Genomic DNA, 15,486 nt, shown 5'->3' with positions numbered 1-15,486 from the left:
TCAGCACCAGTTTGTAGAACCCCGATTTAAAGGAATCACCATGTTTAACAAAGGACAACTTGCCGGCCTCATGAAACAGGCGCAGGCGATGCAGGAAAACCTGAAAAAGGCGCAGGACGAACTGGCTTTTGTGGAGGTGACGGCAGAAGCCGGCGCGGGCCTCGTCAAGGTCACGATGACCTGCAAACACGATGTCAAACGCATTGAGATCGATCCCAGCTTGCTGGCCGAAGACAAAGACATGCTCGAAGACCTGGTGGCAGCTGCTTTCAACGCCGCCGTGCGCAAGGCCGAAGAGGTCAGCCAGGAAAAAATGGGCAAGCTGACGGCAGGCATGCCCAGCCTTCCCGGCGGCATGAAGATGCCTTTCTGAATTCCGCTGACCTGGCAACAAGCTGCAGTGGCTGAATCGAATGCTCTTGAAGGTCTAACCCAGGCACTGCGCAAGCTGCCAGGGGTGGGCGCGAAGTCGGCCGCGCGCATGGCTTTCCATCTGCTGCAGCACGACAAGCCCGGTGCGCTGCAGATTGCGCGGGCCATGGAACACGCCGTCAACAGCATCAAGCACTGCACCTTGTGCAACACCCTGACCGAGCAGGAAGTTTGCGCCACCTGCGCCAACCTGCAACGTGACCGCAGCAAGCTTTGTGTGGTGGAGACGCCGGCCGATCAAGCGGCACTAGAGCGCACGCGGGCCTATCGGGGCCTTTACTTTGTGTTGATGGGCAAGCTCAGCCCACTCGATGGCATTGGTCCCCATGACATAGGCCTGCAAATACTGTTTGACCGGGTGGTGCCCAAGGATGCGTGCGGCGAGCCCTTGGCGCCAGCGTCGCGAGAAGTGCAGGAAGTCATTTTGGCCACCAATTTCACGGCCGAGGGCGAGGCCACCGCGCATGTAATTGCCCAAGCCCTGAAAAGCCGTGGCGTGCAGGTCACGCGGCTGGCACGCGGCGTGCCAGTGGGCAGTGAACTCGAATATGTCGATTTGGGTACCATCGCGCACGCGCTGATTGACAGAAGGTGAGCCCGTCGCCGTTTGCCCCAGTATTACGGGCGTGAGCCGCTATTATTTTGATAGCTGACGACGCGCAATGAGCAGCAGCTAGCCAACTCAAATAAAAAGAAATTTCCTCATGACCTTTGCCCGTTTCACCGTTGCCTATTGGTGCGTGCTGATCGCAGCGTTGTTACCCTTTGTATGCGCAGGCATTGCCAAGTCCGGCATGCTGCGCACGACCCAACGCGACGGAGGTTACGACAACAACAACCCGCGCAGCTGGCTGGCGCGGCAAACCGACTGGCGCGCCCGAGCCAACGCGGCGCAGGCCAACACCTTTGAGGCCCTGCCATTTTTCTTTGCGGCCGTCATCATTGCGCACCTGCTACAGGCGGGGCAAACCCGGCTGGACATCCTGGCGCTGATGTTTGTCGTGCTGCGCATCGGCTACATCATGATGTATGTCGCTGACTTGGCCAAGGCGCGCTCAGTGATCTGGGCCTTGGCGCTGCTCGTCAATATTGGCATTCTTTTTACGGGCTACCGCTGATGGTCCGCGGGCCGGGCCATCAAGGCCAAGGTAAGCGCTGGTAACCATTCCAAAGTCTTCGGTAAAAACCCGCACGGGATCATCCCGATGTGGGTTTTTTTTCGTCCCGATAAGCTTGTGTGGGTCAAAAAAAGATATGGAGAGGTCCCAGTATGAATTACCAAGCCCTCATTTCCCGCCGAACTTTTACCGGAGGCACCGCATTGGTCGCCACTGCGCTCGCGCTGCCGGCGTTGCGCGCGCAGTCCAGGCTTGAGAAATCAAAAATTACCCTCTCCGTAGGCGGCAGGGCCGCTTTTTATTATTTGCCGCTGACGATTACCGAGCAGCTGGGCTATTTCAAAATCGAAGGCCTGGAGGTGGAGATCAGTGACTTTGCCGGTGGCGCGCGGGCCTTGCAGGCGGTTGTGGACGGGTCGGCCGATGTGTGCTCAGGCGCCTATGAGCACACCATCAACCTGCAGTCCAAGAACCAGATGTTTCAGGCTTTTGTGCTGCAGGGCAGGGCGCCGCAAATTGCGTTTGGCGTTTCCACCAAAAACATGCCTGACTACAAATCGATTGCCGACCTGAGGGGAAAAAGAATCGGTGTTTCTGCGCCCGGCTCATCCACCAACATGATGGCCAACCTGGTGCTGTCACGCGGTGGCCTGAAAGCCACCGACGTGAGCTTCGTCGGGGTCGGCTCGGCAGGCGGCGCACTTAGCGCGCTGCGCTCGGGCCAAATAGACGCGATGAGCAATACCGATCCGATCATGACCATGCTGGAACAAAAAGGCGAAGTCAAAATCATTAGCGACACGCGCACGTTAAAGGGCACGATGGAAGTATTTGGCGGCCCCATGCCGGCGGCCTGCCTGTATGCGCCAACGGATTTCATCAAGAAGAACCCCAACACTTGCCAAGCGCTGGCCAATGCCATCGTGCATGGCCTGAAGTGGTTGCAAACAGCCGGTCCGGGAGACATTATCAAGACCGTGCCGGAAAGCTACTTGCTGGGGGACCGCGGGCTGTACCTGGCGTCATTCAACAAGGTGCGCGAATCGATCTCGCTTGACGGCATCATTCCGGACGATGGCGTACTCACCGCGTTGAAGGCCCTGAGCAGCTTTGACCCGAGCATCAAGCCCGAAAAAATCGACATTGCCAAAACCTACACCAACGAGTTTGCACGCCGCGCAAAAGAGCGCTACAAGGCTTGAGTCGTTTCTGCCAGACGCACTGGCTGCCGGCCCGCTTCGGGGTTGGTCGGCCCGTCACAGGCTCCAGCCATTCGTGTCGCGCGCTGATATGCACCAGCGCTATACCGCTGTCAGCGACACCACACTGCGGGTCGATGCCAGTGCGTTTGTGTCACTGGTCGGCCCCACGGGCTGCGATAACCCTCGCCGCTTAACATCGTCGCCGTCTGGTGGCACTCGGGTGTGATAAGGATGTTTGGCCAGACCTGAAACGCGGCATCAACGCGCAACGTCTATCTGCCGATCACCACCAGTTGTGTGTTGTCCAGCCTGCACACGTCCGCGGGGCTGGCGTTTTTAGGCGGGGCGGTCGGTTGGTGCATATTCTGGCTCGGCGCGCGGGGTGCGCTACCTCATCCTGCTGGCTGAAGGCACCTTTGATGTCAATAGCGTATTCGCCGGCATCGTGGTGCTGCCTTCGCGCTGCTGCTGGACGGCCTGGTTGGAACGTTGGAAAAACGTCTCATGAAATGTCAGCCACGCAGCGCAGAAACCGAAAAACGTCAGGACCCGTATTACGACTATCTGCTGGTGCAGAGCCCTGTCGAACAACGGTTTGCAACTCTTCCTGTCGTCCTACAACTGGGCACCCTGCAGCTGCGTACAGTGGTAAAAGTGTTCTTCGTGATGGTCTCTATAGCCTAGTTTTTAGCGCGTAGGGGCGGCGGCGAGCCGGCTAGCCAAACAACAAGGAAACACCATGAATCTGTCACTTCACATCGGTCCCATCGTCTCACTGGTCGCGGGCATTTTAATTCTCCTCATGCCCCGCCTGCTGAACTACATCGTAGCGATTTACCTGATTGTCATCGGTCTGATTGGCTTGTTCGGGACCGGATCGTTTCGGCTTTAAAACCGGCCCGGCCTCCCAGGCTTAACGCCGTCTTTTTGATTTCGCTACTGCCCGAGTGCTGTTGCGATTAATCGCTTTGATATTGCCACGGCTTGGCGCAGATGCGCGGCTTTTTAGGGGGAGGAACACCACGACTGGATGCCCCTTTTTGAAAGCTGAAGAAGCGCCGACGTTGTTCCAAGTGGCCACGCTGGTAGCGCTCAATCCATAGCGTTGGGCGATGGTCGTAACCGATTCGCCCTTGCGGGCCTTGACCGTCGTGCGACGCGTAACGATTTCGGGGGCCAGCAAGACTTGACCGTTGTCCGCGACATGGCTGGTCACGTCGGTTTCCATCTTGGCCGAACGCGGCACCAGCAAGGTTGAGCCGACCTTGATGAGCATGCGTGGCGGTATGTTGTTGACGCCGCGCAGTTCAGCTTCGCTCATGCCGGTGCGCCGCGCCGCTTCAGTCGGGTTCATGGTGCTGGGAGCCGTCCATGCGGTCCAACTGGCGTACTGGCCCTGGGTGTAGGCGTCAAAGTTGCGCTGAAATACCAGAGCGTTGTCCCATGGCAGCAAAATTTGAGGCGTGCCCGCGGCAAGAATGACCGGACGGTGAGCCGAAGGATTGAGCGCCTTGAAGTCCTCAATTTTCACGTCGGCCAGCCGCGCGGCGAGCGCGACGTCGATGTCTCGCGAGATCCGTACCTGCTGGAAATAAGGGTGGTTTTCAATCAGCGGAAGTTCGGTGCTGAAGTTTTGCGGGTTGGCCACAATGTTTTTGACGGCCTGCAGTTTGGGCACGTAAAGTCTGGTTTCCGCCGGCATGTTGAGGTCGCTATAACTGGTCCCCAAGCCTGCTTTCTGGTTCTTGGCGATGGCGCGGCCGACGCTGCCTTCCCCCCAGTTGTAAGCAGCCAGGGCCAAATGCCAGTCACCAAACATGCCGTAAAGCCGTTGCAGGTAGTCGAGCGCCGCGCGCGTGGAGGCCAATACGTCGCGCCGGTCATCGCGGAAAACATTTTGCTTCAAGGCGTAGTCTTTCCCGGTAGCTGGCATAAATTGCCACATGCCGGCCGCTTTTGCGCTGGAAACCGCTTGGGGGTTGAAGGCGCTTTCGATGAAAGGCAGCAGTGCCAGTTCTGTGGGCATCTGGCGGCGCTCAAGCTCTTCAACGATGTGAAACAGATACTTGCTGGAGCGCCCAGTCATTCGCCCGATGTAGTCCGGCCGGCTTGCATACCATTGCTCGCGGTCCGTCACCAGCTCGTTTTCCAGGTTGGGCATGGCAAAGCCACGACGAATGCGGTCCCACAGTTCCTTGGGTGGTTCTGTCTGTGCAATCTGCCGCGATCCCGTCTGGCCGGGCGTAATGGCTTGCAGGGGGACATCTGGAATCAGTGTTGGCGGGATGGTTTCCGACCGCGTGCCCGTTCCCGTCGTGAGCACCGGGTCATCGGGCAGGCCTGGTGGTTTGGTGGCGCAACCGGTCAGCAGCGCCAGTGCGAGAAGGAGGACAAACGAAGCAAAACGTGAATGAGAAAAAGAAAAAGAAGCAGCGATTCGGGAGTGAGGCGTCATTTGAATTGGTTTTTCCAATGCCGGATGGCAGCAAATACGATGTTGTCGTCATGAGTTGACGCATCGAAACGGCGGGCAACTTCCATGATAGAGGCTTGCCGGGTTCGCAAGAAGGGGTTGACCAGCAGATTCTGAGCTATTTTCATTGCGCGAAGCCTGCGGCGCCCACGTTTTTGGTCTGGCCACTGCGCGAATTTCGCAGCCGCTTGCTTTACTGCGGGAAGGCGATAGGGCACGCGCTCTGCGACTGGATTTTTAGATACTTGACGTTCCCGGCCTGCATAGACGCCACCCGTGTAATCGGCATGGTGGTGCGTGACTAGAATCGACTCTGGATGAAGCCCGAGCTGCGCAGGGATGCGCAGCACGGGCGGGGCTTCGGCTGGATCTACGACTAGAGCGCGTTTGCCGTCATGGAGCAGCCACAGATAGTTGTCGGCAAAAGCGGGAACAGGAATCAAATACATGCAGTGGTTTTGATGAACACAGAAATTATAGGTTTTACCGACTGGTTGAAGACCGCGCCAGGCCGTTATCTAATGAGCTGGGAACGCGCGAATTTCGACGAGGCGGTCAGCGATATTTTTGGCTACCATGCAATGCAATTAGGCCTGCCCGAGTTCAATGGCCTGCAAACCAATCGCATGCCGCACAAATGGCTCGCTTCAACTTCAGAACTGCCACAAGGACCTTTCCTTCAACCCGATGAATCAGCTAGCCCTAGGACTTTCGCTGGTTCGGTAAGTTCCCCGCGTGTCGCACTGGTCTGCGCTTCAGAGGCGCTGCCGTTTCCCGAAAACAGCCTCGATCTGGTGGTCTTGCCGCATACGCTTGAGATCAGCAGCGACCCCCATGCTACCTTGCGCGAAGTCGCGCGCGTACTGGTTCCTGAAGGTCGTGTGGTCATCAGCGGGTTCAATCCGACCAGCTTGTGGGGTTTGCGTCAGCGGCGGGGCCATTTTTACCAACGCTTGGGTTACGACGACATGTTTTTGCCCAAGACGGGCGAATTCATAGGTTATTGGCGCCTGCGCGACTGGCTCAGGCTGCTTGACTTTGAGGTAGAGTCAGGGCGCTTTGGTTGTTACCGCCCCGCACTGACCAGTCAGAAATGGCTGGATCGCTTTGACTGGATGGATGGGGCCGGCGAGCGCTGGTGGCCTATTTTAGGGGCGGTCTACTTTCTGGTTGCCGTTAAGCGCGTGCGCGGCGTCCGTTTGCTCGAGCCCGCCTGGAAAACGCGTAAAGCGCCGGGGGCGGCACCAGTTGCCGTAGTCAACAAAGAGCCCGTGACCCGCGCCAAGCCTCAGGCTTGATTCTTTTTGATCAGTTCCGCTCTCCCTGAAATTTCCTGAAACTCAAAAAACGCATGACCGATTCGCCAGCAAGCAAGCAAGCACAACAAGTCGTGATATACACCGATGGCGCCTGCAAAGGTAATCCTGGACCGGGGGGCTGGGGCGCTTTGCTGGCCACTGGCAGCACCGAAAAGGAGCTGTTTGGTGGCGAGATGGGCACCACCAACAACCGCATGGAAATGACTGCGGTCATCGAGGCGCTGGCCGCACTGAAACGACCCTGCAACATTACCCTTTACCTTGACAGCCAGTACGTACTCAAGGGCATCACCGAGTGGATCCATGGCTGGAAAGCTCGGGGCTGGCGCACGGCGGCCAAAGCGCCCGTCAAAAATGTCGACTTGTGGCAGCGGCTCGATGCGCTGCTGGTATCGAGTGGCCACACCATCGATTGGCGCTGGGTCAGGGGTCACAACGGCGACCCCGGCAACGAGCGTGCCGATGCGCTGGCCAACAAAGGCGTGGAGCGAGCGCTGGGCCGCATTTAAAAGCGACTCCGAAATCGCACGTCATTGTGCGGCCAGTGCGGACAGGGAAGCACGGCGAAAACTCGGGATCAGACTGTCGTCAATGCCCTTGCTGCTTGGGCAGGCGATGCAAGTGGTCAACTGCTGCATCCGGGCTAAAGGGTGGTGAAGCATGGGTAAAGCTGGTCTCGCGTCCCCTCAATGAAGCCCCGCAAACCCCGCAGACTTCGTGCCGTCCTGCTACATTGAAAGCTTGTTTCCATTCATAACAAGTTAACTGTCCCAAGGCGGCTTTTCCTTCTCTTTAATTCTTCATGGCATCCAAAGCAATTTACACCGTGGTCGCTATTGCTGGCATTGCCGCCGCCTCGGGCGCGGCCTGGTGGTACCAGAAATCTAAAGCCGATGACCGCGCTGCCATGGCGTCATTGGCCATCGGGCCGACGCAAGGGCTTGCCAATGGCGTTGCCAATGGCGTTGCCAACGGCAAGCTGCCGGCGGTGGAGGTGGCTCGGGTAGAGATCAGCCGCCTTACCGACAGCACGCAGGCCGTGGGTAGCCTGCGTTCGCGCCGGGGCGTCGTGCTGCGCCCGGAGGTCAGTGGGCGCATCACCCGGCTTAATTTCACCGATGGCCAACGCGTGCGAAAAGGGCAGGTACTGGTGCAGTTTGACGATCAGTTGCAACTGGCGCAAGTCCAGCAAAGCCAAGCCGAACTGTCGATTGCCCAAGCCAACCAGAAGCGCAACCAGGATCTGGTGGCGCAAAACTTCATCAGCCAGCGTTCGCTCGATGAAAGCGCTGCCAACCTGCAAGTGGCGCAAGCCAAGCTGTCGCTGGCCAAGGCCACTGCGGCGCGCCTGAAAATCGTCGCACCGTTTGACGGCATTGCCGGCATTCGTCAGGTCAACGTCGGCGACTACCTGAAAGACGGTGCGGACATCGTCAATATCGAAGACATTGAAGCCATTTTTGTAGATTTCAGGCTGCCCGAGCGGTTTCAGCCCAAGCTCAAGCGCGGCCAGACGGCCCAACTCGATATTGATGCGCTGCCCGGCCGTCAATACACCACGCAGATCCAGGCGATTGACCCGCTGATTGATGCCAACGGCCGTTCTGTCGGTGTGCGCGGCTGTATTGACAACCGCCCGCTGCAATTGCGGCCCGGCATGTTTGCCCGCGTTACCACCGTCTTTGCCGTGCGCGACAACGCGCGGGTAGTTCCCGAAGAAGCCATTGTTCCGCAAGCTGGCAAGCAGTTTGTCATCAAGCTGCTCGATAGCCCGGATGGGCAAAGCAAAACGACCCAGCGCATCGAGGTCAAGGTCGGCCTGCGCAGCCCTGGCAAGGTAGAAATCATTGAAGGGCTGGAACCCGGCGACACCGTGGTAACGACGGGGCAGCAACGGATACAGCGTGATGGGACCGCGGTCAGCGTGGTGGAACTGGCCAGCAGCCCTTCGTCTCGCCCGGCGACAGATCCGCGCACCGGGGATGCTGGAACTGCGCCTGCCAAAGCGGCGCCAGCGCCCGCATTGGCGGGCCCGAACCCCTGCGGCGTGCCGGTTTCCGAAGCACCCTCGGCGCTAGTGCCGGTCAACGAGGCCGCTACCCGGGCGCATCGTCCGGCCCCTGCGGCGCCGCGCGATCCCCGCTGAGCTTTAGCCGAATCCAAACCTAAGCTTTCCCCCGAGTGACTGACGCCTCCTACGCTTATGCAACTCGCTGAAGTCTCCATTCGCCGCCCCGTCTTCGCCACGGTGCTGTCGCTGCTCATCGTGCTGGTCGGCGCGGTGAGTTTTAACCGCCTGTCGTTGCGCGAGTATCCGAAGATCGATGAACCCGTCGTCACCGTCAGCGTGCGCTACGCCGGCGCTTCGGCAGAGGTCATCGAGTCGCAGGTGACCAAGCCGCTAGAAGATTCTATCGCCGGCATTGATGCGGTGGACGTGATTACCTCAATCAGCCGCGCCGACCAGGCGCAGATCAGCGTGCGTTTCCGTTTAGAGAAAGACGCCGACTCCGCCGCCGCCGAGGTGCGCGACCGCACTTCACGCGTGCGCAACCGGCTGCCCCAGGCGATTGAAGAGCCGGTCATCGCCAAGGTCGAGGCCGATGCGTTTCCCGTTATACAGATTGCCTTTTCCAGCGAATCGATGACACCGCTGCAAATCAACGATCTGGTAAACCGCATCGTCAAGCCGCGTTTGCAAACCGTAACGGGCGTCGCCGATGTCCGCATTTTTGGGGAACGCAAATACGCCATGCGCGTCTGGCTGGACTCCGACCGGCTGGCCGCCTTCCGCCTGACGACGCAGGATGTCGAAGACGCGATTCGCCGCAGCAACCTCGAACTGCCGGCCGGCCGGATTGAATCGCAGCAGCGCGAGTTCAGCGTGACCTCGCAGACCGCTCTGGTCAAGCCGGCCCAGTTTGGCGAGATCGTGATCAGGAACATCAACGGCTTTGCCGTCAAACTGAAAGATGTGGCCAGGGTGCAGGAAGGCGCAGCAGACGAACGTACCGCCGTCAGGCTGAACGGGCGATCTGCCGTCGCGGTCGGCGTGATTCGTCAGGCCACCGCCAATCCGCTGGACCTGTCCAAGGGGGTGCGCGAGGTTCTGCCCAAGCTCAAGGCCGACCTGCCGCCTGACCTGCTGGTTGACGTGGCCAATGACAACTCGGTGTTCATAGACCGCTCCGTCAAAAACGTCTACACCACCATCATCGAGGCGATTGTGCTGGTGGCTTTGGTGATCTTTGTGTTTTTGCGCACGCTGCGTGCGTCCATCATTCCCCTCGTCACCATTCCGGTCAGTCTGGTCGGCACCTTTGCTTTGATGTCGCTGGCCGGCTTTAGCGTCAACACCCTGACCTTGCTGGCGCTGGTGCTGGCGATCGGCCTGGTGGTGGACGATGCCATCGTGATGCTGGAAAACATCTTCCGGCACATCGAAGAGGGCATGGATCCTTTTTCCGCCGGCATCAAGGGTGCCCGGGAAATTGGCTTTGCCATTGTCACCATGACGGCGACGCTGGTGGCGGTGTATGCGCCGCTGGCATTCACACCGGGACGCACCGGTCGCCTGTTTGTTGAATTCGCGTTGGCGCTGGCCGGCGCGGTGCTGGTCTCGGGTTTTGTCGCGCTGACGCTGACCCCGATGATGTGCACGCTGCTGCTGCGGCACAACCCCAAACCCAACCGCTTCGACCGGGGCATGGAGAAGTTGCTAACGGCGCTGTCCGGGCGCTACGGCGCTGCGCTGCGCTGGGTCGTCAGCGCCCGCTATCAGCCACCCGCGGATGCGCCCGGCCAGCGCCAGCCCGGGCTGGGCCAGCGCATCACTGGATTTATCCTGCAGGCGCGCTGGCTTGTTGTCGCGCTCATGCTGGCCAGCGCGCTGGCCATTGCGCTGGTGTTTCCCACCATGAAGCAGGAACTCTCACCGCTGGAAGACCGCGGCGTGATTCTGGCCAACGTCAACGCCCCGGACGGCGCCACGCTGGACTACACCAACCGCTACGCGCAGGCGCTCGAAGCCATCGGCCAGCCCTACCAGGAGTTCGACCGTATTTTCGCCAGCGTTGGCAACCCGACCGTGGCGCAGGCCTCTGTGGTGTACCGCACCGTCGACTGGGATGCGCGCAAGCGCTCCACACTGGACATCGCACGCGAGCTGCAACCCAAATTCAACGCGCTGCCGGGTGTCACGGCATTTCCGATCACGCCGCCTTCACTGGGCCAGGGCTTTCGCGAGCGGCCTCTCAATTTTGTGATCCAGACCTCCGACAGCTACCAGAACCTCAACACCGTGGTGACACAGATGCTGGCGGAGATCGCCAAAAACCCAGGTATCGTGTCGCCCGATGTGGACTTGCGGCTGAACAAGCCCGAGCTGCGCATCGAAGTCGAACGCGACAAGGCGGGCGACCTTGGCGTCAGCGTCGAGGTGGTCGCCAAGGCGGTCGAGACGCTGCTGGGAGGCCGCAACGTGACCCGCTACAAGCGCGACGCCGAGCAGTACGACGTGATCGTGCAGACCGAGGCGCGCGGCCGCAATACCCCCGAGGACATTGACCGCATTTATGTACGCGGCCAAAAAGGAGGTGTAGACGCCATGATCCCGCTCTCGGCCATGGTCAAGGTGCGTGAAAGCGTCTCACCGCGCGAACTGAACCATTTCGGGCAGCGCCGCTCGGTTTCCATCACCGCCAGTCTGGCTCCAGACTATTCGCTCGGTGAAGCGATCAGGTTTATGGACCAGACCTCGGCCAAGGTGCTGCAGGCCGGCTACAGCACGGACCTGAACGGCACGTCGCGCGAGTTCAGGAACTCGCAAGGCGCGCTGGCAATAGTGTTTGTGCTGGCGCTGCTGTTCATTTTTCTTGTGCTGGCCGCGCAGTTTGAAAGCTTTGTCGACCCGCTGGTGATCATGCTGTCGGTGCCGCTGTCGATGATTGGCGCGCTGCTGGCGCTCAAATGGAGCGGCGGATCGCTCAACGTTTATTCGCAGATCGGACTCATCACGTTGGTCGGCCTGATCACCAAGCACGGCATTTTGATCGTCGAGTTCACCAACCAGCTGCGCGGGCAGGGCATGGAGATGATTGATGCGCTGGTCAAAGCGTCTTCGCAGCGCCTGCGGCCCATCCTGATGACCACCGGCGCCATGGTGCTGGGCGCCTTGCCGCTGGCGCTGGCCCATGGTGCGGGTGCTGAAAGCCGCACCCAGATTGGCTGGGTGATTGTGGGCGGCATGTCGCTGGGCACTTTGCTGACCATCTTCGTGGTGCCCACCATGTACAGCTTGTTTGCCCGAAAGCTGATACCGGGCGCCAATCAAGCCGTCGCCAGCCTCCAGCCGGAGGCGCACCCGAAGCCTGCGGAGCAGGTGGCCAAGTAGTCACCAGACTATCGAATAAGCTGCCGCTGGTTGCAGTGGTGCAGCTGGCGCTCTGTTCCGCCAGGCTTCAGATCACGCCGTCAAACATCATCACATCGACGTCATCGCCGACGGCGACATTGCCTTGGGCGTGGTGCAGCACCATCAGGCCGTTGGACTCGGCCATGGAACGCAGCACGCCAGAACCCTGGCTGCCGGTGGTTTTGACGTGCAAAGAGCCGTCGGACGCGGTCGATACCCAGCCGCGCTGGTATTCGGTGCGGCCCGGCTTTTTGCGAATGGCTTCAAGGCTGCGCGCCTTCAGCAGCGGCGCCGGCACGGCGCTGGCGCCCATCATTTGCAGCAGGGCCGGGCGCACAAAGGCCAGAAAAGTCACCATCACCGCCACCGGGTTGCCGGGCAGACCAAACAGCACGGCGCCATCAGGATTGCTATTATTTTTATAGCTGCTTGCGCCCGTAGCTATTGGGCTAGAGGCCGATTTTATAGATAATATGCGACCCACGGCCATCGGGCGGCCGGGCCGCATCGCAATGCGCCAGAATGCTACATCGCCGAGCTTTTTCATCATGGTTTTGGTGTAGTCCGCCTCACCCACGCTGACACCGCCCGAGGTGATGATGGCGTCGGCCTGCGCCGCGGCGCTGGTAAAGGCCGCCTCCAGCAGTGCCGGGTCGTCGCGCACCACGCCCATGTCTATCACCTGGCAGCCCATGCGGCTTAACAGGCCAAAGACGGTGTAGCGGTTGCTGTCGTAAACGGCACCTTCACGCGGCGCTTCTCCGAGCGACAAAATTTCGTCGCCGGTTGAAAAGTAGGCGACTCGCAGCGGCCGCCAGGTTTTCACGGTCTTAAGGCCCAAAGAGGCCGCCAGCCCAAGGCGGGCGGGCGTGAGCAGCTCACCTTTTTGTAGCGCTGGTTTTCCCTGCATGAGGTCTTCTCCGCGCAGCCGGCGGTTGTCGCCGGCGGCTAGCAAACCAGGCGGAATGCTGATGCGGCTGCTCTCGCCGACTTGGCTGAGCTTGACGAACTCCTGCGGCACCACGGTGTCCAGGCCCTGCGGCATGATGGCGCCGGTCATGATCTTGACGCATTCGCCGGGCTTGACGGAGCCCTGCCAGGCCTTGCCCGCCAGCGCCGTGCCTACCACCTGCAATTCAAGTGCAGCGTTGGGGCGCGGCGAACGCAGCGCCGGGCCGCCCCAAGCAAGTTCAGCCCCCTCGGGGGGCAGCGTAGTACGCGAAGCGACAAGCGTGGGGGCCCATTCATGGCTAGCAAATGCGTAGCCATCCATCGCCGAGTTGTCGTGCGGCGGCACATCAAACGGCGAAATCACGTCTTCAGCCAGCACGCGGCCCAGCGCTTCAAACAGCGGCAGTTCAAGCATGTCCTGAACCGGCGTGACGAGCCTGGACAAAAAGGCCAGCACCTGCTCGGCAGACAGGGCCTGCGGGTCGTAGCCCTGCAGCTCGGCGGCAATCTGTTGCAGCGTTTTCACGGCAGGCGGGATTCGAGTTGGTGCAGCTCGGTCAGCGTATTGGCATTGAAAAAACCATGCGTGTCGTCGCCGGGCTGGTCAAAAGGCACGACGACGGTTTTATGCTGCGCCGTCCAGGCGTCAATTTTTCGGCCACCGCCTTGCGTAAAACGCACCAGGCTTTCCAGCATGCCGCAACGCATCAGGCAAAACACCGGTTGCGGCCTCAGTTGCCCGTCTTCCTCCAGCGCTGCGGCCACGGCAAAGTCAGCATCATCGCGCGCAAAGCCCTCGGCCATGCGGGCTACCAGGTCGTCCGGAAACAGCGGGGTGTCGCAGGGCACGGTCAGCAGGTAGGGCGTTTCACAGCGCTCCAGAGCCGTGAGAAACCCGGCCAGCGGCCCGGCGTACTCGCCCAGCGAGGTAGCGTCGGGCCAGACCGGAACGCCAAAAGACTCGTAAGCGGACAGGTTGCGGTTGGCATTGATCATGATCTCGCCGACCTGCGGCGACAGCCGCATCAGCGTGTGCAAAGCCAGCGGCACGCCGTTGAAGTTTTGCAGACCCTTGTCCACGCCGCCCATGCGCGAGCCGCGTCCACCGGCCAGAATCACGCCGGTGATGGCCTCAATATGCAGTGGGGCATTCATGTCAACGTTGGTCAAAAAATTCTCCAAGGGGAAGTGAAAAGTGTGGGGGCGGCCGCGGTGACCGCAGCAGTCCAATACCAGCCAGGGCCGCAGAACCGGCTTTGCCGGGCTGCAGGCGCCGGGCTGCGAGGCGCAGCCCTTTTGCGTGCCGTCCAAGCCTGCATCGCAGGCTTGGAGCCGCGGCACACAGCCCCCTTGGGGGGCAGCGTAGTGCGCGAAGCGACAAGCGTGGGGGCCACTCTAACCTCCGATGTAACTCATTTCCACGCGCCGCGCGCCGTCACCCAGACCCACATCAGCGGGCAGGGCGGCGCGCAGTTCCGAATAGTGGTCACCGCGCGTCTGCCAGATCGGGCCGACCGCTGCGGCGATTTGTTCGTCGGCGAAACCGCCGCGCAGCAGCGCGCGCAAATCGTGTCCCTGGCTGGCAAACAGGCACAAAAACAGCTTGCCTTCGGTCGACAACCTGGCGCGGTTGCAGTCGCTGCAAAAGGCCTTCGTGACGCTGCTGATCACGCCAATTTCGCCAGCACCATCGGCATAGCGCCAGCGCGCTGCGGTTTCACCGGCGTAGCCCGGGTCAATGGCGGTCAAGGGAAACTCAGCGCTGAGGCGCTCTATGACTTGCGCGGAGGGCAACACCTCGTCCATGCGCCAGCCGTTGCTGGCGCCCACGTCCATGTATTCGATGAAGCGCAATACCGAGCCGGTGTAACGGAAATACAGCGCCATCGGCAGTATTTCGGCGTCATTGGTGCCGCGCTTGACCACCATGTTGATCTTGATCGGCGCCAGGCCGACTTTTTGCGCCTCTTCGATGCCTTTAAGCACATCGATCACGGGAAAATCCACATCGTTCATGCGGCGAAAAACGGCGTCGTCCAGTCCATCAAGGCTCACCGTCACGCGCTGCAAGCCGGCATCCTTGAGCGATTGCGCCTTTTTGGCGAGCAAAGAGCCGTTGGTGGTCAGCGTGATGTCTAGCGGCTTGCCGGCGGGCGTCTGCAGTTTGGCCAGCATCTCGATCAGCACCTCGAGGTGTTTGCGCAGCAAGGGCTCGCCGCCCGTCAGCCGGATTTTTTGAACGCCATGCGCCACAAAAATACGCGCCAGCCGGGTGATTTCCTCAAAGCTCAGCAGCGAGCTTTGCGGCAAAAACGCGTAGTCCTTGTCAAACACCGAGCGCGGCATGCAGTAATTGCAGCGAAAATTGCAGCGGTCCGTCACGCTGATGCGCAAATCGCGCAGCGGCCGGCCCCGCGTGTCGCTGAGCAGGCCGGTGGGGGCCAGCAGCTGGGCAGGAATCGACGGCACGCGGCTCGCGTAGCGCATGTCTGCGACAGGGATGATTTTGTTGGTGTTTTCTGTCATGGTGTAAAGGCTTCAGCTGGAATTTACTCCATTGAGCCAAGCAATGGCCGGG

The 15,486-nt window shown here is 60.3% G+C and carries 14 protein-coding genes and 1 pseudogene; 10 read left to right on the top strand and 5 right to left on the bottom strand.

Annotated elements, in window-relative coordinates:
• Positions 1 to 40: 40 nt before the first annotated feature.
• From HHJ18_RS01600 to HHJ18_RS01575, 6 genes and pseudogenes are all read left to right on the top strand, one after another.
• Entirely contained in the window at positions 41 to 373 is a 333-nt protein-coding gene (locus tag HHJ18_RS01600; protein ID WP_296910864.1) for a YbaB/EbfC family nucleoid-associated protein, read from the top strand.
• 27 nt (positions 374 to 400) lie between these two features.
• Complete coding sequence (gene recR / locus HHJ18_RS01595) at positions 401 to 1,027, top strand: recombination mediator RecR (RefSeq protein WP_296910862.1); 627 nt, start codon at positions 401 to 403, stop codon at positions 1,025 to 1,027.
• A 109-nt stretch (positions 1,028 to 1,136) separates the two neighbouring features.
• Positions 1,137 to 1,550 (top strand): MAPEG family protein, encoded by a 414-nt coding sequence (locus HHJ18_RS01590; RefSeq protein ID WP_296910860.1) that lies wholly within the window; start codon positions 1,137 to 1,139, stop codon positions 1,548 to 1,550.
• A 152-nt stretch (positions 1,551 to 1,702) separates the two neighbouring features.
• A complete protein-coding gene (locus HHJ18_RS01585) occupies positions 1,703 to 2,752 on the top strand; it encodes an ABC transporter substrate-binding protein (protein WP_296910858.1) in 1,050 nt (349 codons plus the stop codon).
• Positions 2,753 to 3,016: 264 nt separating this feature from the next.
• A pseudogene (locus tag HHJ18_RS01580) lies at positions 3,017 to 3,292 on the top strand (ABC transporter permease); the annotation flags it as partial.
• 199 nt (positions 3,293 to 3,491) lie between these two features.
• On the top strand, positions 3,492 to 3,644 hold the full coding sequence (locus HHJ18_RS01575; RefSeq protein ID WP_296910856.1) for a DUF3096 domain-containing protein: 153 nt from the start codon (positions 3,492 to 3,494) through the stop codon (positions 3,642 to 3,644).
• Positions 3,645 to 3,665: 21 nt separating this feature from the next.
• On the opposite strand, the gene HHJ18_RS01570 is transcribed toward HHJ18_RS01575, so the two are convergent.
• Complete coding sequence (locus HHJ18_RS01570; protein ID WP_296910854.1) at positions 3,666 to 5,207, bottom strand: transglycosylase SLT domain-containing protein; 1,542 nt, start codon at positions 5,205 to 5,207, stop codon at positions 3,666 to 3,668.
• Positions 5,204 to 5,674 carry a hydroxyacylglutathione hydrolase C-terminal domain-containing protein gene (locus HHJ18_RS01565; RefSeq protein ID WP_296910851.1) on the bottom strand — a complete coding sequence of 157 codons (471 nt, stop codon included), beginning with the start codon at positions 5,672 to 5,674 and terminating at the stop codon, positions 5,204 to 5,206. The genes HHJ18_RS01570 and HHJ18_RS01565 overlap by 4 nt, the downstream gene beginning before the upstream one ends.
• Before the next feature lie 12 nt (positions 5,675 to 5,686).
• Between HHJ18_RS01565 and HHJ18_RS01560 the strand changes: the two genes are divergently transcribed.
• The 4 genes from HHJ18_RS01560 (at position 5,687) to HHJ18_RS01545 (ending at position 11,936) form a co-directional block, all read left to right on the top strand.
• Entirely contained in the window at positions 5,687 to 6,523 is an 837-nt protein-coding gene (locus HHJ18_RS01560) for a class I SAM-dependent methyltransferase (protein ID WP_296910849.1), read from the top strand.
• 53 nt (positions 6,524 to 6,576) lie between these two features.
• Positions 6,577 to 7,053 (top strand): ribonuclease HI, encoded by a 477-nt coding sequence (gene rnhA, locus HHJ18_RS01555; protein ID WP_296910847.1) that lies wholly within the window; start codon positions 6,577 to 6,579, stop codon positions 7,051 to 7,053.
• 293 nt (positions 7,054 to 7,346) lie between these two features.
• Complete coding sequence (locus HHJ18_RS01550) at positions 7,347 to 8,690, top strand: efflux RND transporter periplasmic adaptor subunit (protein WP_296910845.1); 1,344 nt, start codon at positions 7,347 to 7,349, stop codon at positions 8,688 to 8,690.
• Between the two features lie 57 nt (positions 8,691 to 8,747).
• Positions 8,748 to 11,936, top strand: a complete 3,189-nt coding sequence (locus HHJ18_RS01545) for an efflux RND transporter permease subunit (protein WP_296910843.1) — start codon at positions 8,748 to 8,750, stop codon at positions 11,934 to 11,936.
• Positions 11,937 to 12,003: 67 nt separating this feature from the next.
• Here HHJ18_RS01545 and glp read toward each other — a convergent pair whose 3' ends face one another.
• The 3 genes from glp to moaA all read right to left on the bottom strand — a co-directional run bounded on the left by glp (position 12,004) and on the right by moaA (position 15,434).
• Positions 12,004 to 13,434, bottom strand: coding sequence for a gephyrin-like molybdotransferase Glp (gene glp / locus HHJ18_RS01540; RefSeq protein ID WP_296910841.1), 1,431 nt, complete (start codon positions 13,432 to 13,434; stop codon positions 12,004 to 12,006).
• Positions 13,431 to 14,063 (bottom strand): molybdenum cofactor guanylyltransferase MobA, encoded by a 633-nt coding sequence (gene mobA / locus HHJ18_RS01535; protein WP_296911881.1) that lies wholly within the window; start codon positions 14,061 to 14,063, stop codon positions 13,431 to 13,433. Before mobA ends, glp begins: the two co-directional genes overlap by 4 nt.
• 240 nt (positions 14,064 to 14,303) lie before the next feature.
• Positions 14,304 to 15,434, bottom strand: a complete 1,131-nt coding sequence (gene moaA / locus HHJ18_RS01530; protein ID WP_296910839.1) for a GTP 3',8-cyclase MoaA — start codon at positions 15,432 to 15,434, stop codon at positions 14,304 to 14,306.
• Positions 15,435 to 15,486 lie beyond the last annotated feature (52 nt).

The organism is Polaromonas sp., assembly GCF_012927455.1.
GTDB lineage: Bacteria > Pseudomonadota > Gammaproteobacteria > Burkholderiales > Burkholderiaceae_C > Polaromonas.
Note: the sequence above shows the minus strand (reverse complement) of the source record. Positions and strands in the feature narration are given on the sequence as shown.